Annotated in this window: 18 protein-coding genes and 1 pseudogene; 9 read left to right on the plus strand and 10 right to left on the minus strand. The window is 68.0% G+C overall.

The genetic code is table 11. From position 1 onward, the window contains the following. Positions 1–249, plus strand: a pseudogene (locus VML93_RS26750) (TetR/AcrR family transcriptional regulator); the annotation flags it as partial. Beyond that, positions 246–1,280, plus strand: a complete 1,035-nt coding sequence (locus VML93_RS26755; RefSeq protein ID WP_325615279.1) for a DNA polymerase IV — start codon at positions 246–248, stop codon at positions 1,278–1,280. The pseudogene VML93_RS26750 and the gene VML93_RS26755, both read left to right, overlap by 4 nt. A 23-nt stretch (positions 1,281–1,303) precedes the next feature. Here the strand turns inward: VML93_RS26755 and VML93_RS26760 are convergent, their stop codons facing one another. Together VML93_RS26760 and VML93_RS26765 are read right to left on the minus strand one after the other, a co-directional pair. Continuing rightward, on the minus strand, positions 1,304–2,179 hold the full coding sequence (locus VML93_RS26760) for an SDR family oxidoreductase (RefSeq protein ID WP_325615280.1): 876 nt from the start codon (positions 2,177–2,179) through the stop codon (positions 1,304–1,306). Between the two features lie 26 nt (positions 2,180–2,205). Continuing rightward, complete coding sequence (locus VML93_RS26765) at positions 2,206–2,853, minus strand: TetR/AcrR family transcriptional regulator (protein ID WP_325615281.1); 648 nt, start codon at positions 2,851–2,853, stop codon at positions 2,206–2,208. A 121-nt stretch (positions 2,854–2,974) separates the two neighbouring features. Here VML93_RS26765 and VML93_RS26770 point away from each other — a divergent pair, with 121 nt between their 5' ends. Together VML93_RS26770 and VML93_RS26775 are read left to right on the plus strand one after the other, a co-directional pair. Next, positions 2,975–4,456 (plus strand): cytochrome P450, encoded by a 1,482-nt coding sequence (locus VML93_RS26770; RefSeq protein ID WP_325615282.1) that lies wholly within the window; start codon positions 2,975–2,977, stop codon positions 4,454–4,456. A 161-nt stretch (positions 4,457–4,617) separates the two neighbouring features. After that, complete coding sequence (locus tag VML93_RS26775) at positions 4,618–6,408, plus strand: CocE/NonD family hydrolase (RefSeq protein WP_325615296.1); 1,791 nt, start codon at positions 4,618–4,620, stop codon at positions 6,406–6,408. A 12-nt stretch (positions 6,409–6,420) separates the two neighbouring features. Here VML93_RS26775 and VML93_RS26780 read toward each other — a convergent pair whose 3' ends face one another. The 4 genes from VML93_RS26780 to VML93_RS26795 all read right to left on the minus strand — a co-directional run bounded on the left by VML93_RS26780 (position 6,421) and on the right by VML93_RS26795 (position 10,904). Next, entirely contained in the window at positions 6,421–6,933 is a 513-nt protein-coding gene (locus VML93_RS26780; RefSeq protein WP_325615283.1) for a homocitrate synthase, read from the minus strand. Between the two features lie 191 nt (positions 6,934–7,124). Next, positions 7,125–8,105, minus strand: a complete 981-nt coding sequence (locus VML93_RS26785) for a sensor histidine kinase (protein WP_325615284.1) — start codon at positions 8,103–8,105, stop codon at positions 7,125–7,127. Positions 8,106–8,248: 143 nt separating this feature from the next. Continuing rightward, on the minus strand, positions 8,249–9,688 hold the full coding sequence (locus VML93_RS26790) for a FadR/GntR family transcriptional regulator (RefSeq protein WP_325615285.1): 1,440 nt from the start codon (positions 9,686–9,688) through the stop codon (positions 8,249–8,251). A gap of 22 nt (positions 9,689–9,710) precedes the next feature. Further along, positions 9,711–10,904 carry a thiolase family protein gene (locus tag VML93_RS26795; protein WP_325615286.1) on the minus strand — a complete coding sequence of 398 codons (1,194 nt, stop codon included), beginning with the start codon at positions 10,902–10,904 and terminating at the stop codon, positions 9,711–9,713. A gap of 82 nt (positions 10,905–10,986) precedes the next feature. Between VML93_RS26795 and VML93_RS26800 the strand changes: the two genes are divergently transcribed. Further along, entirely contained in the window at positions 10,987–11,322 is a 336-nt protein-coding gene (locus VML93_RS26800; protein ID WP_325615287.1) for a Zn-ribbon domain-containing OB-fold protein, read from the plus strand. A gap of 70 nt (positions 11,323–11,392) precedes the next feature. Here the strand turns inward: VML93_RS26800 and VML93_RS26805 are convergent, their stop codons facing one another. Continuing rightward, positions 11,393–12,229, minus strand: coding sequence for a class I SAM-dependent methyltransferase (locus VML93_RS26805; RefSeq protein ID WP_325615288.1), 837 nt, complete (start codon positions 12,227–12,229; stop codon positions 11,393–11,395). A 136-nt stretch (positions 12,230–12,365) separates the two neighbouring features. Between VML93_RS26805 and VML93_RS26810 the strand changes: the two genes are divergently transcribed. Together VML93_RS26810 and VML93_RS26815 are read left to right on the plus strand one after the other, a co-directional pair. Next, positions 12,366–13,040, plus strand: coding sequence for a helix-turn-helix domain-containing protein (locus tag VML93_RS26810; RefSeq protein WP_325615289.1), 675 nt, complete (start codon positions 12,366–12,368; stop codon positions 13,038–13,040). A gap of 128 nt (positions 13,041–13,168) precedes the next feature. Next, complete coding sequence (locus VML93_RS26815) at positions 13,169–14,590, plus strand: PE-PPE domain-containing protein (protein WP_325615290.1); 1,422 nt, start codon at positions 13,169–13,171, stop codon at positions 14,588–14,590. Positions 14,591–14,609: 19 nt separating this feature from the next. Here the strand turns inward: VML93_RS26815 and VML93_RS26820 are convergent, their stop codons facing one another. Then, positions 14,610–16,787 carry an acyl-CoA dehydrogenase gene (locus VML93_RS26820; protein ID WP_325615291.1) on the minus strand — a complete coding sequence of 726 codons (2,178 nt, stop codon included), beginning with the start codon at positions 16,785–16,787 and terminating at the stop codon, positions 14,610–14,612. Positions 16,788–16,882: 95 nt separating this feature from the next. Beyond that, the gene (locus VML93_RS26825) at positions 16,883–17,641 is read right to left on the minus strand and encodes an SDR family NAD(P)-dependent oxidoreductase (RefSeq protein WP_325615292.1); all 759 of its coding nucleotides are present in this window, start codon (positions 17,639–17,641) and stop codon (positions 16,883–16,885) included. Positions 17,642–17,752: 111 nt separating this feature from the next. Between VML93_RS26825 and VML93_RS26830 the strand changes: the two genes are divergently transcribed. Beyond that, positions 17,753–19,291: an ATP-dependent DNA ligase gene (locus VML93_RS26830; protein WP_325615293.1), complete on the plus strand. Its 1,539-nt coding sequence runs from the start codon at positions 17,753–17,755 to the stop codon at positions 19,289–19,291. Between the two features lie 3 nt (positions 19,292–19,294). Here the strand turns inward: VML93_RS26830 and VML93_RS26835 are convergent, their stop codons facing one another. Next, positions 19,295–20,572: an ATP-binding protein gene (locus tag VML93_RS26835; RefSeq protein ID WP_325615294.1), complete on the minus strand. Its 1,278-nt coding sequence runs from the start codon at positions 20,570–20,572 to the stop codon at positions 19,295–19,297. Positions 20,573–20,658: 86 nt separating this feature from the next. Here VML93_RS26835 and VML93_RS26840 point away from each other — a divergent pair. Next, positions 20,659–21,950, plus strand: a 1,292-nt coding sequence (locus VML93_RS26840; RefSeq protein ID WP_325615295.1) for a carbon starvation CstA family protein, incomplete at its 3' end; no start/stop codon positions are given.

Here is a 21,950-nt window from a genome sequence, read left to right on the forward strand (position 1 = left end):
GCGCTGCTGTCGGCGGCCAACCGCGACCCGCAGAGCCGCTACGGCGCGGCGGCCGCGGTCACGCGGACCCACGTACGGGTGCTGCTGGCCTCGGCGCGGACCAGCGGTGACCTCGACGCCCAGGCCGACGCACTGCTGGCCCTGCTCGACGCCGACTACGTCGAGCACCAGCTCAACCACGCCGGGCGCACCCTCGAAACGCTGGGCGACGCGTGGGAAAGCCTGGCGCGCAAGCTCTGCGGGCGATGACCCCCGAGAACTGGGTCCTGCACGTCGACCTGGACCAGTTTCTGGCGTCGGTCGAACTGCGCCGTCACCCCGAACTGGCCGGGCTGCCCGTCATCGTCGGCGGCAACGGCGATCCGACCGAACCGCGCAAGGTGGTCACCTGCGCCTCCTATGAAGCCCGCAAGTTCGGGGTGCACGCGGGCATGCCACTGCGCACGGCGGCCCGCCGTTGCCCCGAGGCCACCTTCCTGGCGTCCGATCCGTCCGCCTACGACGAGGCCTCCGATCAGGTGATGGGGCTGTTGCGCGACTTGGGATACCCGGTCGAGGTGTGGGGCTGGGACGAGGCGTATGTGGCGGTGCCCGACGACCCGGTACAGGTCGCCGAACAGGTCCGCACCGTCGTGCTGGCCGAGACCGGGTTGTCCTGCTCGGTCGGCATCAGCGACAACAAGCAGCGCGCCAAGGTCGCCACCGGCTTCGCCAAACCCGCGGGGATCTGCACGCTCACCGACGCGAACTGGATGGACCTGATGGCCGACAAGCCGGTCGACGCGCTGTGGGGTATCGGCCCCAAGACGGCCAAAAAGCTTGCGGCGCTTGATATTACGACGGTCTACCAGCTGGCGCACAGTGACGGCGAGCTGTTGACGTCCGCCTTCGGCCCGCGCACCGGCCTGTGGTTGCTGCTGCTCGCCAAGGGCGGGGGCGACGCCGAGGTCAGCGCGCAGCCGTGGGTGCCGCGCTCCCGCAGCCACGTCGTCACGTTTCCCCGCGATCTCACCGATCGAGCCGAAATGGACTCGGCGATAACGGAATTGGCACAGCGAACGCTGGACGACGTGGTCGTGTCGGCGCGGATCGTCACCCGGGTCGCGGTGACCGTGCGTACCGCGACGTTCTATACCCGCACCAAGATCCGCAAGCTGGCCGCACCGACGACCGATGCCGACGTGATCGTCGCCGCCGCGCTACGGATCCTGGACCAGTTCGAACTGGATCGGCCGGTCCGGTTGCTCGGGGTGCGACTGGAGCTCGAGATGCCCGGCTAGACGCTCGCCGAAGCCGAGGCGACTCAGGCCTCCAGCTTCAGCGGCGCACCGGGCCGAAGCGCGCGGCTGAAAAGCACGTTGACTTGGCGCATGGCCACGCTGTAAGGCCACCAGGCCAGCCGCTTGAAGAGGTACAGCGCCCGGATGTCCGGCGACGTGTAGATCAGGTATCTGTTCTTCGCGACACCGGCCAGGATCTTCCCGGCCGCCTTCTCCGGCGACACCGCATGACCACTGAAACGGTTCACCCAACGGCTGACGTTGGGGTCCTCCCGGTCGACGCCGGCGATCTCGACCGTGTTGACCAGCGGGGTCTTCACCGCTCCCGGGACCACGACCGACACCCCGATGCGGTGCCGTGCCAGATCGAAGCGCAACACCTCGGAAAGCCCGCGCAATCCGTACTTGCTGGCGCTGTAGGCCGCATGCCAGGGCAGCGCCACCAGACCCGCCGCCGAGGACACGTTGACCAAATGCCCACCCCGGTGGGCCGCCACCATCGGCGGCAGGAACGTCTCGATGACGTGGATCGGGCCCATCAGGTTGATCGAGACCATCCTGTTCCACTGGTCATGGCTGAGCCGGTCAACGGTCCCCCAGGCCGACACGCCCGCGATGTTCATCACGACGTCCATGCTGGGGTGCCCGGCGTGGATGTCGGCCGCGAAAGCGGCCACCTGGTCGTAGTCGGAGACGTCGAGGGCCCGGTATTTCGGGACTTCGGCGCCCAGCGCCTGGGCGTCGGCAACCGTTTGCGCCAGGCCCTGGGCGTCGCGGTCGGTCAGGTAGAGCTCCGCGCCCTGCCCCGCGAGTTGCAGAGCGGTGGCGCGGCCGATCCCACTGGCTGCGCCGGTGATCAAACAGCGCTTCCCTGCGAAATACCGTCCGGATGCCGTCATGTCGCCGACGATACCGGCGGTAACAACTACGTCTTGGGTGAACCGCCCCACAGCGCGCTGAACCACAGCTGTTCGAGTACCCGCACGCGGCGCTCCACGTCGCTGTCGTGGCCGACCAGGATGTGGTCGCCGGTCAGCATCAGCGCGGTGGTGCCGGCCAGGGTGCGGATCAGCGTCGGCAGGTCGTCACTGATCGGGTTCGCGGTCCCCGCCTTCACCTCGGTGTCGACAATGGCGACGATCTGGCGCAGCACCATCTGGAACTGCTGCTCGAGGATGTCGCGGATCTCGATGTCGGTGTGCCGGGCGGCGTTGCACGCGTTCATCACCGGGTCGTTGTTCGCGTAGACGGCGGCGGCGCTGCCGACCATCCGTTTGGCGAACTGCTCGGGCGACTCGCCCGGTTGACGGGGCGCGAAATACTGCGTGAGTTCTTCGAGTTCTTCGGCCGCGTCGGCGAGGATCTGGGCGAGCACCGAGTACTTGGAGTCGAAATAGAAGTAGAAACCGGATCGGGCCACTCCGGCGCGCAGGCTGATGGTGCTGACCGAAAGCTCCGCGAACGGCCGTTCCTCCAGTAGCTCGCGTACCGCCCGCAGGATCGCTTGGCGCTGCTTGTCACCACGCCGCCGCAGGGCCGGCGCACCCTGCTCCTGGCTCGCGGTGTCATTCACCCCATGACCTTGCACCAACGGGTCCGAAAAGGAAACTTGACAGCCGTCAAGTTTGTCCGAAAGTATAAAAATAACTCAGTGACACCGCTCACCTGTGCAGCGGGCCCGCAAAGGAGCGTTAATGGCCGCCACCATCAGCACCCCGCACTACCTGCTTGACCAGGCGCGGCGCCGGTTTACCCCGTCGGTCAACAACTTTCCCGGGATGGGCCTGCTGGAACAACGGCTGCGGAACACACAGTTCCCCGAGAAGAAGCTCGCCGAACCGCCGCCGGGCAGCCAGCTCAAGCCGGTCCTCGGCGACGCCGGGTTGCCGATCTTCGGGCACATCATCGAGATGTTGCGCGGCGGCCCGGACTATCTGAAGTTCATCTACGACAACAAGGGACCCGTCTTCTACGGGGACTCGCCCGTCCTGCCGTTCGTCGTGGCGCTGGGCCCGGACGCCACGCAGGTCATCTACTCCAACCGCAACAAGGACTACTCGCAGCAGGGCTGGACTCCGGTCATCGGGCCGTTCTTCCATCGCGGGCTGATGCTGCTCGACTTCGAGGAGCACCTGTTCCACCGGCGGATCATGCAGGAGGCATTCGTCCGCTCCCGGCTGGTCGGCTACGTCGAGCAGATGGACAAGGTGGTGTCGCAAGTGGTCGCCAACGACTGGGTGACCGACGATGCGCGCTTCCTGCTCTATCCGGCGATGAAGGAGCTCACCCTCGACATCGCGTCGATGGTGTTCATGGGCCATGAGCCCGGCACCGACCGCGAGTTGGTCACCAAGGTGAACGGCGCCTTCACCATGACCGTGCGCGCCGGCAACGCGATCATCCGCACCCCGGTGCCACCGTTCACCTGGTGGCGCGGCCTCAAGGCCCGCCAGCTGCTGGAGGAGTACTTCGCCGAGCGCGTCAAGCAGCGGCGCAGCAAAGAAGGCAATGACCTGCTGACGGTGCTGTGCCAGTCAGAGGACGAGGACGGCAACCGGTTCTCCGACGAGGACATCGTCAACCACATGATCTTCTTGATGATGGCCGCCCACGACACGTCTACCACCACGGCGACGAACATGGCCTACCAGCTGGCCGCCAACCCGCAGTGGCAACAGCGTTGTCGCGACGAGTCCGATCGCCTGGGCGACGCGCCGCTGGACATCGAGTCGCTGGAGAAGCTGGAGTCGCTCGACCTGGTGATGAACGAGTCGATCCGGCTGGTGTCCCCGGTGCAATGGGCCATGCGGCGGACGGTGCGCGACACCGAACTGCTGGGCTACTACCTACCCGAGGGCACGAACGTCACCGCGTTTCCCGGCGTGAACCATCGTCTGCCCGAGCTCTGGACGGACCCGCTGAAGTTCGACCCGGACCGGTTCACCGAGCCGCGCAACGAGCACAAGCGCCACCGCTACGCGTTCACCCCGTTCGGCGGCGGCGCGCACAAATGCATCGGCATGACGTTCGGGCAGCTGGAGATCAAGACGATCATGCATCGGCTGCTGCGCGGCTACCGATTCGAGCTACCGCGGCCGGGGTACGAGGCGAAGTGGGACTATCGCACGATTCCGATACCGATGGACGGTATGCCGATCGTGCTGCGCCCGCTTTAATTGCGCGAGTAGGGGCACCTCCCGCTCGGGGGCTGCTCGCCAAAGGGGAGGTACCCATGACGACGCTGCGACCCCGGCGCAAGGCCCGCACAGGACGCGTCCGCAAGACCAGTCCGTCGCCGTTCACGCCGGACTGGACACCGAGGCCGGCGACGTACGGCGTGGGCGTCCGGCACAACGTCGCGGTGCCGATGAGCGACGGCGCCGTCCTGCGTGCCGACATCCACTACCCCACGTCGCCGTTGACCGGGCAGCCCGCCGCCGGTCCGTTCCCGGTGCTGTTGTCGATCACGCCCTACGGCAAGAAGGCCCCGCCCCCGGCCGCCCAGATCGGCGGCGGCGCGGTTCCCTACCTGATCAAACGCGGCTATATCGAAGTGATGGTCGACGTTCGCGGGACCGGCTCCTCGAGCGGTTCCTTCCAGATGTTCGGCGATCGGCAGGCGCAGGACGGGGTCGAGTTGGTGGACTGGGCGTCCACGCTGCCCGGCGGCAACGGCCGCGTCGGCATGTTCGGGATCTCCTACCTGGCGATCAACCAACTGTTCACCGCGGCCGCGGTCGGTCCGGACTCCCCGCTGAAGGCGATCATGCCGGTCATGGCGGCCCGCGATTTCTACCGCGACGCCGCCGCGATGGGCGGGATCCCGCACCTGCGCACGGTCCGCGCGTACGGGGGCGTCTACCGGTTGCTCAACGTGGTCAACCCGACGCTGGAGTTGTTCACCCGCGGCGGGCACACCCGCCCGCGATCGGGTGGCTTCACCGCGGTTCGACAGCGCGGACGCGACCAGCGGCGATACTTCCGCCCGCTGATCGCCGATTCGATCGTCGGCGGCGAGACCGCCTACGACGGACCCTTCTGGGACGGGCTGCGACCAGCCCTGGTGCTGCCCAAGATCGCCGCCAACGGCGTCGCGACCTTCATCGTCGGCGGTTGGCACGACGCATTCCAGCGAGGCGCGCCGCTGAACTACGCGGCGCTGCAGAATGCGTGCGCCGACCGGCCCGACGAATCGCCGATGCAACCCGGTCAGCCGCTGTCCGACCGGGTGCGGCTGATGATGGGTCCCTGGTATCACGTCTCGGACTTCGGCGGCCTGCACCTCAACGCGCTGCAGTTGCGCTGGTTCGACCATTGGCTCAAAGACGATGCGGCCGCGGCCATTTCCGGCGCGCCGTTCGTCTTTCAAGCGATCGGGAGCACACAGTGGTTCCGCGCCGATCACTATCCGGTGCCGGACGCGGCACCCACTCGCTTCTACCTGTCCGACGCGGGCCGGCTGAGTCCGGACAGCTCACCCGACACCACCGTGGCGACCCTCGACTATGTGGCGCGCGGTCCGCTGTCCGGACGCAGCCTGGAGCAGTGGACGCTGGGCATGAACAGCTTCATGTTGGCCAGTCGGGGCCGGGCCATCCGCTACGACCAGGACAACCGCCGGCTACAGAACGGGGCACTGACCTACACCACCGAGCCGTTCACCGACGCGAGGCTGGTGGCCGGGCCGATCACGCTGACCCTGCACGCGACGGCCACCACCACCGAGACACTGTGGGTCGCCCATCTCGACGACGTCGCCCCCGACGGGGCGAGCCGCCCGCTCACGCAGGGCGCGCTGCTCGGTTCGCACCGGGCGCTGGACCCGGAGCGCACCTGGTATCTGCCCGACGGCACGGTGCTGAGGCCGCATCACCTGAGCACCCGTTCGGCCGCGCAACCCGTCGTCCCGGGCGAGGTCACCCGCTACGACCTGGAGGTTTTCCCGACGGCCGCGCTGATCGCCCCGGGCCACCGGCTGCGCCTCACGGTCACCACGTACGACTTTCCGCATCTGGTGCCGACCAAGCCCGCCCGGCGAGCCCTGGCCGGCGGTCGCTACCGACTGCACCAGGGTGGCCCCACGCCATCGCAGCTCGTCATCCCATTGGCCGACCCGGACGCGCTTTAGGTTGCGCGAGCCCTAACCCAGCAAGCGGTTGGCGCAGGCGATCACCGCACGCAGCGCCGACTGCGTCGGATCCTCCGACCAGCCCATCGCCCACTGCGCGCGGGTTCCATTGGTGCCGCAGATAAAGGTGGCGCTGTACCCGCCCGACCGCATCTGATGGAACTTCAGCGTCTCGATCTTGATCCCGCGGTCGTGCAGCATCGCGGTGAGAGCCGCGATCGGCCCGCTCGCGGCGGCCGTCGAGGTGCAGATGCGGTCGCCGACGGCGAGCATGGCCCGGAAGTTGCGGGCTTGCGGACCCAGCCGCCCGGCCGGCCGCTCGGCGTCGGTGCAGGCCCACTGGCCCAGCCGCAGCGGGCCGGCGGTGGAACCGTAGGTCGAGACGAAGCGCTCCCACGACATGGCCTCGGCTTGCTCGCGCAGACCGCGGGGCAACGCGGCGCCGAAATGCTCGCCGAACCACGTGTTGGCAACGCACTGGCGGGCCGCGCCACTCGGGGAGGGATTCCACGAAAGAGATGTCATGCCGGTCTTCTCTGGTCAAAGTGAGTGACCGACGGCAGTAGCTTCCGACCCACAGCGGGGGGTCGGTCTGGATCAGACCCCGCTGCGGGTGCCGGCTACTACCGCACGCTTAAGAAGACGCACGAGGGGTGACATTAGTTCGGCCGCACTGGCGATGCAAGCTCATTAACCAGGCGCACTACGCGGCGTCGCTAGTCGTCGACCCCAGGCGACGGTTCGAACCGAAGAAATGCCTGGATGGTCGTACCGCTGGTGGTGGTGTGGGTACGCACCAGATCCGAAATGGCGTTGACCAGGAAGAGTCCGCGGCTTGCGGTGCCGCCGGCGCCCGGAGGTCGGTGTCCGGCCAGCGGATCGTCCAGGCATCCGGTGTCGCGCGCCTCACAGATCAGGTGGTCGTCGTCGCGCCAGAAGGCCAGCTGACACGCCCCGTGGGTGTACATCAAGCTGTTGGTGGCCAACTCGGTGGCGACCAGTTGCAGATCCTCGGTGCCGTCCCGGGAAAGTCCGACCCAGTCGGCGTAGTCGACGGCGAACGATCGAGCGGGACGCAGGTCGGCGCTCTCTCGCACCGTGTAGGTGACCGCCCCGGGATTCGCCGCCAGCGGCTGATTGCAGCTCTGCAGCACCGCGTCGGGCGCGTACTCGGCGCTGCGATGCGCCGATCCGCACCTCCACAGCAAAGGGTGGGTCGCCCGCGCGCTCTCCAGCACGTCCACGCCCAGCCGGCTCGCGTCGTACAGACACAACGCCGTGATCTGATTGCCCGCCAAAGCTCCGTTGACCAACGCCTCGTGTTGCACGCACGCAAGACGCTCATCCGCGTTGCGGTCGGGCCAGACGACCTCACTGACAATCCGCACCCGCCGGTCGGGGTAATCGGCGGCAAACGAACTCGCCAGCGCCGCATACCGGCTGGGGTTGCGGGCGGCGTCGGTGATGTTGACCAGCCGCAAGTCGGCGGGCAATCCGTCGCAGGCGCGCCACAACGTGCCGGCCAACAGTGCCAATTCCTGGCCCGGTAGGGCCAGCAGCACCGGCTCGCCCATCGTCAAACCGTCGGCGACGAAGCCCACCACGAAGTCCACATACTCCCGCTGGGAGTGATATAGCAGCGCGGAGTGGACGAAGCCTCGTTGCTCGGTGTCCATACTCTCCATGCTCAACGTCATTTCAACGTTCCCCGCCCTCAGTCCCTATGTGGGCGCCATTACCGGCGGCGCTTGGGTGTCCGGATACCCCAAGAGGGCGTTTGATATGCGCACGTTCTCTAAGAATCACATTGATCAGTCGCGGCCGGCTTTCCCGACACGCGCTAGAGCCACCAGGAGGCTGCGGCGTCCAGATGACGACGGATGCGGTAGCGGGCCAGGCTGTCGTCGCCGGCCCGGATCGCCTCCAGAATCCGGGCGTGCGCGTGCTCGACGGCCTCGACGTCGTCCCAGGTCGGCAGCGCTTGTTCGGAGCTGGACCAGTGCCGGCGGAACAACTCGACGATGATCCGCAGAAACAGGTCCAGCACGGCGTTTCCGGCCAGTTGCGACAGTCCGCCGTGGAACCGGTACTCCTCGACCGCGGCCTGGCGGACATCGGCTGCCACGTCGCCGGGCGAGGCACTCTTGGGCTTGCCGACGGTCGCCAGGAATTCCGCCACCTCAGGTCCACCGTTGACGACGTCGGCCGCCATCTTGGTGACCTTCGAGACGTTGTCGATCTCGATGACGTCCCGGACGCAGCGCAGGTCCTCGCGGCTGGGTTTGCGGTACTGCAGGTACAGCGCGATGGTGTCGATGCTGGCTTGCGCCTGTGGCTTGGTGACGACCAGCCCGCCGCCGGGTCCGCGGCGCATGTGCGCGACGGCGTGGTATTCGAGCAGTCGCACCGCTTCACGGAACACCGCGCGGCTCACCCGATAGCGCTCCAGCAACGCCGTCTCGGTCCCGAAGACCGAGCCGACCTGCCGGCCCCCGGTGGCGATGTCGTCGCCGATGGTGGCCGCCAGCACCTCGGCGAGTTTGCCGCGGGGTGCCTCGACACCGGCCGGCCGGCGCGGCTGCCGGGCGCGCCCCGCACCCCGGTATTTCTGCAGCCATGCGGTTACCGCCGTCACGTGTTGCTCGCTGAGCGTCTTGGCGCGCGCGGAATCGCCTGCTGTGACGGCGGCGACGATTTCGGCGTGGTCCTTATTCATCTGATCGATGGCCTCGCTGGCCTCGCTGGCCGAACCGGTGCGCGAGTCCCGGACGTAGCGCCGGGTCAGCCGCATCAGGACGTCGATGAACAGCTGCAGGACAGGGTTTTTGGACTGCTCGGCCAGCGCGATGTGGAATTCGTCGGACGGTGGCGGTTGATCGAACGCTCGCAGGCGCTCGATTCCGGCCTCGTCGATCCGTTCCGCGGCCAGCGCGGCCGCCAACGGCTCGAGCACCAGTCGCGCGTTGAGCAGGTCCGCAATCGTGGTGCCCAGATACTCCAGGTAGATGACGACCGCGCGGGTGGCCGGACCGGCGTCGGGCTCGCAGATGAGCAGCCCGCCGCCCGGCCCGCGACGCATTCGGGCGACCTGATGGTGTTCGACGAGGCGGACGGCTTCCCGCAGCACCGATCGACTCACGCCGTAGCGCTGTTGTAGCTCGTGTTCGGAGCCCAGCGATGCCCCGACGGTCCAGCCGCGGCGGACGATGTCCGCCTCGATGCGCCGCGCGATCCGCGAAGCTCGTTTATCCGCTCGGTAGGTGACCGGCTCGACGCTCAATCCGGCACTCCGACCAGCTGGCTCAGCATGTGAGCAACATGCATCCCGCGACGGGACCACCGCCCACGGAAACCACGCCGACCTCCGGACGCTGCGACACCTGCCGCTCCCCTGCGCCGCCGCGCAACTGCACGCAACCCTCGTGCAGCGCCCAGTAGCCGTGCATGCGTCCGGCAGACAGTTGGCCGCCGTAGGTGTTCAGCGGCAGTTGGCCGTCGCGGGCGATGCGCGCACCGCCCTCGACGAACGGGCCGGCCTCGCCGTCGCCGCAAATCCCCAGGGCTTCCAGCCACGCCAGGGTGAGAAACGTGAAGCCGTCGTACAACTCGGCGACCTGGACGTCGGCAGGCTTGAGCTCGGTGCGCGACCACATCTGCGCGGTCGCATCCGACATGGCCATCTTGGGGTAGTCGTCGCGGTGGAACCAGCCACCGGCACCGTCGGACCCGCCGATCGCCTCCACCGACACCGGGCGGTGTGGGCAGTCGTGGGCGTACTCCGCGTGGGATACCACCACCGCGACCGAGCCGTCGATGGGGACATCGCAGTCCAGCAGCCCGAACGGCGTCGAGACCAACCGCGCGCCCAGATAGTCGGCCATCGTCATCGGTTCGCGGTAGACCGCAAGGGGATTCAGCGCCGCGTTGCGCCTGCCGTTGAGCGCCACCCAGCCCAGCTGCTCTTTGGTGGTCCCGTACAACTCCATGTGCCGTCGGCAGTTCAGCGCCAGCCAGTTCGCCGCGGAGTAAGCCTGTGCCGCAACGAGATCGTTGACGTCGTCCATCGCGCCGACGGCCGGGCGCGGAGCACCCTCGGGTGTCTCGAACATGCGCGCCAGCGGCGGTGCGGGCGCATTTTCCTCCTGCTTGACCGGGACTGTGCCGCCGAGCATTTGGATCGTCCGGTAGATCACCACATGGCGGGCGCGTCGTTCGGCGACCGCACGGCACGCCGACATCACCGGACTCAGCAGGCCGCCGGTGCCGAATCCGCTGCCGCAGTCCGCGGCTTCGATCTGCAGGGCGGCGTTGACCTCGCCGGGCGGAGTGTCACCGAGTGTGGCGATGCCGTCGACATCGGCGGCGGCCAGGCCCGCGTCGTCGATGGCGGTCCGCACCGCCTCCATGGTCAGGTCGAATGCCGCGATGCCGGTGCGACGGCCGATTCGCGAGATGCCGATGCCGGAGATGATCGCGTCTTTTTCGAAGTAGCTCAATCTGCACCCACCCATCCAGACCGACCGTGACCAAAGCCCGCCGCTGCGCAAACCCGAACGAATTGAGTGTACTGTATTGGTCGTGTCAGCCGAGTCGCTGCTTATCGAACACTGCGCTGCCTGCGCCCGCTGGGTGCATCCGCCCGCCGGCGAATGCCGCGACTGCGGCGGCAAGTTGGTCGCGCGGCCGGTGTCGGGACATGGGACGGTGTTCACCTACACGGTCAACTACCACCCCTACAACCCGGAGATTCCGACTCCCTACGTTATCGCCATCATCGAGCTCGCCGAGCAGAGTGGGCTCCGGTTGGCCGCCAATATCGTTGAGTGCGAACCGGATTCGGTGAAGGTCGGGATGGCCGTGGCGGCCCGGGCCGAGCGGGGCGCCGGCGGCGCGCCGCTGTTCGCGCCCGCCTAAGTGTGGCGAGCAGACGCAGAATCGCATCGAAACCTCCTGTTTCGTGCGATTCTGTGTCTGCTCGCGCTACCTAACACTTGCGCGCGGTGACCAGCAGGAACTCCCACTCCATCGTCGACGTCCCGGCCAGGTGGCGGTCGCCGAGTTCGGCCAGCTGTGTGTCGAGCGCAGCGGCCCGGTCCGGCTGGTCGGCAAGCCCGCGGTAGGTCGAGATGGTCGGGCCGTAATTGGCTTTGAAGTAGTCGCGGAAGGCCGCGCCGTCGGCGAACCGGTCCACCCGCAGCGTGCGGCGTTGCGCGGTGAGGCCCGTGACCCGATCGCCCAGCAGACCACGGACATGGTCTTCGTCGCCCCACCGCGGCGCCGGCTGCGCGCCGGGCGGCGGCGCGGCAGCGAACGGCTTCATCGTCGCGAACATCTGCCCGATGAAGCCTTCCGGCGTCCAGCTGATCAGCCCGATGACCCCACCGGGCCGGCACACCCGAACCAACTCGTCGGCGGCGTCCTGGTGATGTGGCGCGAACATCACGCCGATGGCGGACAGCACCGCGTCGAAATGGTCCTTTTCGAACGGCAGCGCTTCGGCGTTGGCCTCCCGCCAGGTCAGGCTGACGCCGCGGGCTTCGGCGATCGCCCGGCCGCGCTCCAGCAGGTCCGGGCACAGGTCGCTGGCGATCACGTCGGCGCCGGCCAGTGCCGCCGGTATGGACACATTCCCGGATCCGGCGGCGACGTCAAGCACGCGATCGCCCGCCCCGATTCCGCTGGCTTCCACCAGCACCGGGCCCAGCGGCGCCACCACTTCGGTCGCAACGCTGGTGTAGTCACCCAGCGCCCACAGCGCCCGGTGCTTGCTTTCGTATCCGCGATCGGCGGTCGCGGGCTCGGTCCCTGTCACAGCGGTCATTATCGAATCCCCTTCTGAGTTTGGTGGCCACAATCGTCGGGCTCACCAATAACTCAAATTTCAGTGCGAAATCTGAACCGGCGGAAGTTCAATATCTGTACTAGTCAATCTGGCCGCCGCCGCGTCTACTGGTGAAATGTCGACGTATAGCCAGTTCTGCCCGATGGCCAAGGCGATGGAGTTGCTCGATGAACGGTGGACGCTGCTCGTCGTGCGCGAATTGCTCAAGGGCAGTACGCATTTCAACGACCTGCGGCGTGGCTTGCCCAAGATGTCGCCGGCGTTGTTGTCCAAGCGACTGAGGTCCTTGAGCCGGGCCGGTGTCGTCGAACGCACCGAGGTCGACGGCCGCACGTCCTATTCGCTGACGCCATGCGGCCAGGACCTCGCGGATGTGGTGAACGCGCTCGGAGCCTGGGGGGTCCGCTGGATTCCCGAGATCGGCGACGACGAGTTGGACCCGCACCTGCTGATGTGGGACATCCGCCGCACCGTGCCCGTCGATGCCTGGCCGAGGCCGCGCACCGTGGTGGAGTTCCGGTTGACCGGGGTTGCCCCCAAGGCGTCCGGCTGGTGGCTGGTGGTGTCGGAGGGTGCCGCCGACGTCTGCGATTTCGACCCCGGCTACGAGGTGGCCGCGACGATCGACACCAGCCTGCGCACGCTCACCGAGCTGTGGCGCGGCGACGTGTCCTGGTCGCGCGCGTTGCTCAGCGGCGGTGTGACGGTGCACGGCGGCGCGGATGCCCGCCGGGCAGTACCGCGCTGGCTCGGTCAGTCGACCCTGGCGGCGATCCCGCGCCCGGCGTAGTAACGCGAATCAATCCCAGCCAAATCCGATCCGGCGGAAGTTCCAGGTCGGTACTATCCAATTTCGCTGCCGCAGCGTCGCTGACGCGCCGAAGTAGGGGTGACGGCAGCCACGGAGCGCTGGTTGGGATGAGTGAGTTGTTTACCGACGGGGCCGCGTTAGCCCAGGCGGCCTCCGAGGTGGCCGGCATTTCGACGCCGCTACGGGAGGCCACACTCGCGGCTGCGGCTTCGACCAGCACTGTGCTGCCACCGGGTGCCGACGAGGTGTCAGCGGCGATCACGACGCTGGTCAACGGCCACGCACAGGAATACCAGCAGATCGCCGCCGGGGCGCAGCGATTCCACGAGCAGTTCGCCGGCCTGCTGGCACAGTCGGGTCAGACGTATCAGCAGACCGAGCAGGCGGCCGAGCAGTTCCTGCGCGACATAGTCACCGAGCTCGAGCAGCCCTTCACGCCTTTTCTGGTCCCGCCGGAAACGCCGACTCCACCAACGGTGCCGAGCGATTCCTCGGTGGGGCTGATCCTGGGTGGTACCGACAGTCCGTTCGCATCGAAGAACTGGGCAGCCGGCCCGCTGTACCTGAACGGCAGCGTCAATTCGCTGCTCTACACCCCCGAGCAGTTCTGGCCCATCACACCGCAGCTGGGCGGCATGACGCTGGGCCAGTCCGTGCACGAGGGGGTCGGACTGCTCGACCAGGCGCTCCTGACACAGTTTGCCGCCGGCAATCACGTCACCGTGTGGACGATGTCGCAGAGTTCGGTGGTGGCCACCGAAGAGATCCGCAGCCTGATGGCGCAGGGGTCTCCCTACACCGGCCAGCTCTCGTTCGTCCTGACCGGCAACCCGAACAACCCGAACGGGGGCTTCTTCGAGCGGTTCACCGGCCTCTACATCCCGCTACTGGACGCCGACCTCAACGGGGCCACCCCGCCCGACAGCCCGTATGCGACATCGGTGTACACCAACCAGTACGACGGGGTGGCCGACTTCCCCAACTACCCGCTCAATGTGGTCAGCGACGTCAACGCGATCCTGGGGGCAACGCCTAGCAGCCAGCACAATTACATCGTGCCGCGCACCTACTACGAACTGCCCACCAGCCCCGACTATCACGGCCACACCACGTACTACATGTCGCTGGACGACGGGCTGCCGCTGACCCAACCGCTGCGACTGCTGGGCGGCCCCGGCAACGCCGTCGCCGACCTGCTGCAGCCCGACCTGCGCGTGATCGTGGACTTGGGCTATGCCAGTGGTCAATACGCCGACATTCCGACCCCGGCGCAGCTCGTCGGTATCCCCAACGTGCCGGTGGTCCTGAACGCGCTGGCCACCGGGACCGTGCAGGGCGTGCAGGCCTTCGGCGTCGACGCGGGTTTGCTGCCGCAGTCGATGTTCCCGGACGCCTACCCGTACCTGCCGGTGCTGGACCCGGGCCTGAACCTGGCCACCGGCCAGCCCAGCGTCACGGCGATCTCGTTGGTCCTCGGAGCCGAGCACCGCCTGATGGACAACCTCGGCCTGATTCCCAGCTGGGATTAGCTGTCCCGCGAGCCACCATTTAGTTGATCAGCGGATCGCGGGGCATGCCGAGAATCCGCTCGGCGATCTGGTTGCGGGTCACCTCCGAGGTGCCGCCGGCGATCGCCATGCCGCGGGCGCCCATGATCATCCGGCCGGTCAATGCGCCGGGCCCCTCGGTCAGCGCGAGGTCGGGCCCCAGCAGAGCCGCCGAGATCGCGGCTCCCTCGATCATGTGCTCGGCCAGCTTGAGTTTGGTGACGTTGCCTTCCGGACCCGGTCCTGCCCCTTCGACGCTGCGCGCGGCGCGCCGCAGGTTCAGCAGCCGCAGCGCGTTCTCCTCGGCGAGGTAGCGCCCGACGCGAATTCGGGCGCCGGCCAAGCGATCTCCGCGCTGCTCAGCCAACTTCACCAGTTGGGCCGCCAGGCCCTCGTAGAACGATCCGCTGCCGCCGATGCTGACCCGCTCGTTGCCCAGCGTCGCCCGCGCCACCGTCCAGCCGGAGTTCGGCGCCCCGACGACGTCCTCGTCCGGAACGAACAGGTCGTTGAAGAACACCTCGTTGAATTCCGAGCTGCCGGTCATCTGCCGCAACGGCCGCACCTCTACTTCGGGCGCCTTCATGTCGACGATCACCGTGGTGATGCCGGCGTGTTTGGGGGCGTCCGGATCGGTGCGCACGGTGGCCAGGCCGCGCGCACAGTACTGCGCCCCGCTGGTCCACACCTTCTGCCCGTTGATCTTCCAGCCGCCGTCCACCCGGGTGGCGCGGGTCTTGACCGAGGCGGCGTCCGAACCCGCCTCGGGCTCGGAGAACAGCTGACACCAGATCTCGTCCTTACGTAACGCCTTCTCTACGAATCTTTCGATCTGCCAAGGCGTTCCGTGCTGGATCAGGGTCAGGATGACCCACCCGGTGATCCCGTAGTCGGGGCGCTTGACGCCGGCCGCACGGAACTCCTCCTCGATCACCAGCTGCTCCACCGCGTCGGCCGCAAGACCCCACGGCTTGGGCCAGTGCGGCATCACATAGCCGGTCTCGATCAGCTTCTCGCGCTGGGCCGTCTTCTCCAGAGCGGCCAACGAGGCGGCATCGGCACGGATCCGGGTGCGCAATTCCTCGGCCTCGGGCGGCAGGTCCAGGCTGTTGTCCCGGGCGGCGCCGGCCGCGGTGCGGTCGAAGACGTCGGCGGCCGGTGCGTCACCGCCGAACAGGGCCGCGATCACCAACGCCCGGCGCAGATGCAGATGCGCGTCGTGTTCCCAGGTGAAGCCGATGCCGCCGTGTACCTGAACGTTGAGTTCGGCGTTGCGCGCGTAGGCGGGGAACGCCAGCGCCGCCGCCGCCGCGGCGACCAGCCGGAACTGTGCTTCGTCCTCGGCCGAATCCTCTTGGGCCGCACGCGCGGCATCCCACACCGCCGCGACCGCCGATTCGCTCGCAACCAGCATGTTCGCGCAATGGTGCTTCACCGCCTGGAAAGTGGCGATGGTGCGGCCGAATTGCTGGCGCACCTTGGCGTAGTCGACGGCGGCCTCGACGCAGTCGGTCGCGCCGCCGACGGCTTCGGCGGCCAGCAGCGTGCGCGCGCGGGCCAGCGCCGATTCGCGCGCCCCGGGCAGGATGTCGTCGGCGGTCACACTGACGTTCTGCAGGCGCACCCGTCCGGACCGCCGGGTCGGGTCGAAGTTGTCCGGCACCTCCACCGACACGCCCTCGCGGCCACGCTCCAGCACCAGCACGTCATCACCGGCGGCGATCAGCAGCAACTCGGCGAGCCCCGCGCCCAGCACGATCCCGGCCTCGCCATCGGCCAGCCCGTCGGCGACCCGCACATCGCCGTCGAGGCCGACGCCGGCGGTGAACGTTCCGTCGACCAGCCCGGGCAGCAGTCGCGACTTCTGCTCGGCCGTGCCATCTTTGGCGATCACCGCCGAGGCGATGACGGTCGGCACGAACGGTCCCGGCGCGACCGCGCGACCGAGCTCTTCGACCACCACCACGAGTTCGGGCAGCCCGTAGCCCGATCCCCCGTATTCTTCGTCGACGTGCAGGCCGAGCCAGCCGAGCTCGACGATGCCCTGCCAGAATCCGGGCCGCGCCTCTTCGGGCGCGTCGAGCAGAGACCGCGCCGCCGCCCGTGCCTTCTGCGCGGTCAGGAACCCGCGGGCTACCTCGGCGAGTTCGCGATGGTCGTCGGTCAGTGCGATACCCATCAGGGCCCTCCTCGCGGCACTGCAAAAGCCGCACCGTCGCGGCCTCTAAAGAGTGTACTCAATGCGCGCGGAGGAACCCGTCTTCCCCCGGGGCTCTACTTGGGTGCGAACCGCTGCCCGGCGTCCAGCCGCAGGCACTGACCGTTGAGCATCGGGTTGTCCACGATCGCCGCGACCAGCTTGGCGTACTCGATCGGCCGGCCGAGGCGCTTGGGGAAGGCCGCGTCCTTGGTCAGTGCCGCCGCGAATTCGTCCGGAATGCCCTGGGTCAACCCCGTGGCGAACAGGCTCGGCGCGATCGCCAGCACCCGGATGCCCAGCGAGCCCAGATCACGGGCCATGGTCAGGCACATGCCCGCGATTCCCGCCTTGGCGGCGGTGTAGGCGACCTGCCCGATCTGGCCCTCGAAGGCCGCGATCGACGCGGTGTTGATGATGACGCCGCGTTCCTCGTCTTCGGGCTCGTTCTTGGCCATGTGCGCGGCGGCCAGTCGGCTGATGTTGAAGCTGGCGATCAGGTTGAGATCGATCACCGATTGGAAGGATTCGAGGTCGTGCGGTCCGGTCTTGGTCATGGTCCGCTTGGCGATGCCGCCGCCGGCGGTGGTCACCACCACATGCAGGCCGCCGAGGTCGTCGACCGCGGCCTGCAGCGTCTGCTCGGTGCCGGTGAAGTCGGTGACGTCGACCGGGTAGAACTTGCCGTCGATACCTTCGGCGACGGTCTTGCCGTCCGAATTCTCCCGGTCGAGCACCGCGACCTGCGCGCCACCCTCGTGCAGCAGCTCGGCGCTGGCCCGCCCCATGCCCGACGCGCCGCCGATGACGACGACCTTCTTCCCGCTGATCTCCATCCGGACCTCCGTTTTAGGCTTGTCAGAATCCTGCAAATTTGTAACGTTATCTAGGCACGCTAGCGTGTCCGCCCGGGCGGCTTGTCACCGAGCCATGCCAAGCTTCCAACTGTGCTCCTTCACAACGTGGCGGCGACGTCTGTTGAGGTCGGCGGCACCTCGTCGCGGCTGACCAAGGTCGCCCGCATCGCCGACCTGTTGCAGCGCGCCGCGCCCGACGAAGCGCTGGTCGCAATCCTGGTGTCGTGGTTGTCCGGCGAGCTGCCGCAACGGACCATCGGGGTCGGCTGGGCGTCGTTGCGGTCACTAGCATCCCCGGCGCCGGCGGCAACCCAGCCGACCCTGACCGTCGCCGTCGTCGACGCCACCTTGTCGAAGATCGGAGCGGTATCGGGCAAGGGCGCCCAGGCGCGGCGCGCCGAACTCGTCGCAGAGTTGTTCACCGCCGCGACCGAAACCGAGCAGACCTTCCTGCTGCGACTACTCGGCGGCGAGCTGCGCCAGGGTGCGCTGGTCGGGATCATGGCCGACGCGGTCGCCAAGGCCGCCGAGATCCCCAACGCCGTGGTGCAGCGGGCCGCGATGCTGGGCGGCAACCTGCCCGCGGTGGCCGCGGCCGCGCTGTCCGGGGGGGCCGCCGCGCTGGACGCCTTCACCCTGCAGGTGGGCCGGCCAATCGGCCCGATGCTGGCGCAGACCGCGACCGGCGTCGCGGATGCCCTCGAACGCCACGACGGCGCCACGATTTTCGAGGCGAAGCTGGATGGCGCCCGCGTCCAGATCCACCGGGCCGATGACGTCGTCACCGTCTACACCCGAAGCCTTGACGACGTCACCGCCCGGCTGCCGGAGGTGGTGGAGGCGACGCTGGCGCTGCCGGTGCACCGCCTGGTCGCCGACGGCGAAGCCATCGCGCTGCGGCCCGACCGCCGTCCGCACCGGTTCCAGGTCACCGCGTCACGGTTCGGCCGCTCGGTCGATGTGGATGCGGCCCGTGCGGCGCAACCACTTTCGGTGTTCTTCTTCGACATCCTGCACCACGACGGCGTCGACCTGCTGGACGCGCCGACCACCGAGCGACTGGCCGCCCTGGACGCGCTGGTGCCGGCGGCCCACCGGGTCGACCGGCTGGCAACGTCCGACGCGTCGGCCGCCGACGAGTTCCTGGCCGCGACGCTGGCCGCCGGCCACGAAGGGGTGATGGCCAAGTCGCCTGCGGCGCCGTACCAGGCCGGCCGTCGCGGCGCGGGCTGGCTGAAGGTCAAGCCGGTGCACACCCTGGACCTGGTGGTGCTTGCCGTGGAGTGGGGCTCGGGGCGCCGACGCGGGAAACTCTCCAACATCCACCTGGGCGCGCGTGATCCGGGTACCGGTGAATTCGTCATGGTGGGAAAGACTTTCAAAGGCATGACCGACGCCATGCTGGAGTGGCAGACCACCCGATTCAGCGAACTGGCCGTGGGCGGCACCGACGGATACGTGGTCCGGTTACGACCCGAACAGGTGGTCGAGGTGGCGCTGGACGGGGTGCAGAAGTCGTCGCGGTATCCGGGTGGGCTGGCGCTGCGATTCGCCCGGGTCGTCCGCTACCGCGACGACAAGAGCCCGGCCGAGGCCGACACCATCGACGCGGTGCGCGCACTGTACTGACCACTACAGCCTGGCGAATTGCGCTTTGTCCTCGGTGAATTCGGCCAGGATCGCGGTCGTCAGCGTCGGCCGGACGTCATCGATCGCCGTCAGGTAGTCCTCGGTGGCCGCGGGCTCTCCCCGGCCGTGCGCCATCTCGCGATCGAAGGCCACCTGTGCGCCCTTGCGAGCGGCGAATTCGATGTCGGCCGGGGTGAACAGTTCCGTCGCCGCCACCAGCCGGTCCAGGTCTATCCCCGAATCAGCCTCTCGCAGATAGCGTTTCCACACCGCCCGGCGGGCAGGCGGGTCGGGCGGCCCGACCGGGATCACGTAATCGAACCGGCCGGGCCGCAGGAAAGCCGAGTCCAGCGAATGGACCGAATTGGTCGCGCATACCAGCAAGCGACCGTCATGCTCGCGAAACGACGGGATCAGTTTCAGCAGTTCGTTGGTGACGCCGGTTTCGGTGGTGCTGGCCCCGGCTCGCGCGACGGCGATCTCCTCGACCTCGTCGATGAACAGCACCAGCTCGTCGAGCTCGGCCAGCTCTCCGAAGACTTCCCGAAGCGACGCCGCCAGACCGCCCGGTGCCGCGGCGGCCAGCCGGGACGGGAACAGCTCTACGAAGGGCCAGCCCAGCCGCGACGAAATCGCTTTGGCGAAACTGGTTTTCCCGGTTCCCGGTGGCCCGAACAAGATGACCGCTTTGGGCGGACGGACGCCATAGCGGTCGGCGACGTCGGGATGGGTCAGCGGGGCGATGATGCGCTGTTCGATGATCTGCTTTTCCTGCTCCATCCCGGCCAGTTCCTGCCACAGCCCCGGTGGCAACAGCCGCCCGCCCAGCTCGGCCAGCACATTGGCCTGGTCCGGCCGCAGGTGTTCGATCGTCTCGTAGTAGATCATTCCGTCGCGCCGCGTGTAGCCCGAGTTCTCCAGCGCCTCCGAGCCGGTCGCGCCCTCGGGCAGGATCGTGCAGATCTTGCGAACCCCGACCGATCGCAGCCGTCGCTCGAGGTCGGCCAGCAGAGCGCTGCCGATACCGCGATGGCGCCACCGTGATGCCAGCGCGATCAGCAGCACCCACGCCCGCTCGCCGTCGGTCCGCGCGACGGCCATGCCGACCACCTCGTCGCCGACCTCGGCCACCACTGCCGGCTGGCCCGCCCGCGCGGCCGACATCACCTCGGCCACAGTGAATACCGGCTCCGCAGACCCCGGGACGCGACTTTGGTCCCACACCTGGATCGCCTGGTCCAAGTCGTCGTCGTCGTAGTCACGCAGTCGCCATAACGGCATCACCTAACGGTAATGCCCTCGCTCGATTTCAGACATCTTCGTCGTGCGAGGATCACCGGAGCGAAACCCTGCATCAGGAGGCGCCGGTGGCCGTGCCGACTTCACCAAAACGGTCCGAAGACGACCGCGTCAGCTATATCCACACCGACGGCGACCTGCCCCCTGTGGCGATCGTCGACCGCTCGCCGATCACCGTGACGCACCGAATCGTCTTCGGCGTTATCGCCGTAGCCGGTGCCATCGCCTGGGCGGTCGTGGCGTTCGCCCGGGGCGAGACGGTCAACGCGGTTTGGTTCGTCGTCGCGGCGATCTGCACGTACATCATCGGCTACCGGTTCTATGCCCGGCTGATCGAAATGAAGATCGTTCGCCCGCGCGACGACCATGCCACCCCGGCCGAGGTTCTCGACGACGGCACCGACTACGTGCCGACCGACCGGCGGGTGCTGTTCGGCCACCACTTCGCGGCGATCGCCGGGGCCGGGCCGCTGGTCGGACCGGTACTGGCCACCCAGATGGGCTACCTGCCGGGCAGCATCTGGATCGTGATCGGCGCGGTGTTCGCCGGCGCGGTGCAGGACTACCTGGTGTTGTGGCTCTCCACCCGACGCCGGGGCCGGTCCCTGGGCCAGATGGCCCGCGACGAACTCGGCGCCACCGGCGGGGCGGCCGCGCTGATCGGGGTCCTGGTCATCATGGTGATCCTGATCGCGGTGCTGGCCCTGATCGTGGTGAAGGCACTGGCCCAGAGCCCGTGGGGCCTCTTCTCCATCGCGATGACCATCCCCATCGCCCTGTTCATGGGCTGCTACCTGCGATTCCTGCGTCCCGGGCGGGTGGCTGAAGTGTCGATCATCGGCTTCGTGCTGCTCCTGACGGCCGTGGCATCCGGCAACTGGGTCGCCGAAACATCTTGGGGCGCATCCTGGTTCACCCTGTCCCCGGTCGCGCTGTGCTGGTGCCTGATCGGCTACGGCTTCGCGGCGTCGGTGCTGCCGGTCTGGTTGCTGCTGGCGCCGCGCGACTACCTGAGCACTTTCATCAAGGTTGGCACGATCCTGGCGCTCGCCGTCGGGATTCTCCTTGCCCATCCACGGATGCTGCTGCCTCCGCTCACTCGCTTCGTCGACGGCACCGGTCCGATTTTTGCGGGGAAGATCTTCCCCTTTTGCTTCATCACCATAGCTTGCGGGGCGATCTCCGGATTCCATTCGCTGATCGCCTCGGGAACCACGCCCAAGCTGATCGCCAAGGAGTCGCAGGCGCGTATGATCGGCTACGGCAGCATGCTGATGGAATCCTTTGTGGCGATCATGGCCGTGGTAGCTGCGTCGGTGCTGCCGGTCTGGTTGCTGCTGGCGCCGCGCGACTACCTGAG

The organism is Mycobacterium sp. (assembly GCF_035499775.1).
Classification (GTDB): domain Bacteria; phylum Actinomycetota; class Actinomycetes; order Mycobacteriales; family Mycobacteriaceae; genus Mycobacterium.

Bases quoted from the DNA above. Each gene is read 5' to 3' on its own strand.
- VML93_RS26755 (WP_325615279.1), top strand. From the start codon at position 246: ATGACCCCCGAGAACTGGGTCCTGCACGTCGACCTGGACCAGTTTCTG.
- VML93_RS26760 (WP_325615280.1), bottom strand. From the start codon at position 2,179: ATGACGGCATCCGGACGGTATTTCGCAGGGAAGCGCTGTTTGATCACC.
- VML93_RS26770 (WP_325615282.1), top strand. From the start codon at position 2,975: ATGGCCGCCACCATCAGCACCCCGCACTACCTGCTTGACCAGGCGCGG.
- VML93_RS26780 (WP_325615283.1), bottom strand. From the start codon at position 6,933: ATGACATCTCTTTCGTGGAATCCCTCCCCGAGTGGCGCGGCCCGCCAG.
- VML93_RS26785 (WP_325615284.1), bottom strand. From the start codon at position 8,105: ATGACGTTGAGCATGGAGAGTATGGACACCGAGCAACGAGGCTTCGTC.
- VML93_RS26805 (WP_325615288.1), bottom strand. From the start codon at position 12,229: ATGACCGCTGTGACAGGGACCGAGCCCGCGACCGCCGATCGCGGATAC.
- VML93_RS26810 (WP_325615289.1), top strand. From the start codon at position 12,366: ATGTCGACGTATAGCCAGTTCTGCCCGATGGCCAAGGCGATGGAGTTG.
- VML93_RS26815 (WP_325615290.1), top strand. From the start codon at position 13,169: ATGAGTGAGTTGTTTACCGACGGGGCCGCGTTAGCCCAGGCGGCCTCC.
- VML93_RS26820 (WP_325615291.1), bottom strand. From the start codon at position 16,787: ATGGGTATCGCACTGACCGACGACCATCGCGAACTCGCCGAGGTAGCC.
- VML93_RS26825 (WP_325615292.1), bottom strand. From the start codon at position 17,641: ATGGAGATCAGCGGGAAGAAGGTCGTCGTCATCGGCGGCGCGTCGGGC.
- VML93_RS26835 (WP_325615294.1), bottom strand. From the start codon at position 20,572: ATGCCGTTATGGCGACTGCGTGACTACGACGACGACGACTTGGACCAG.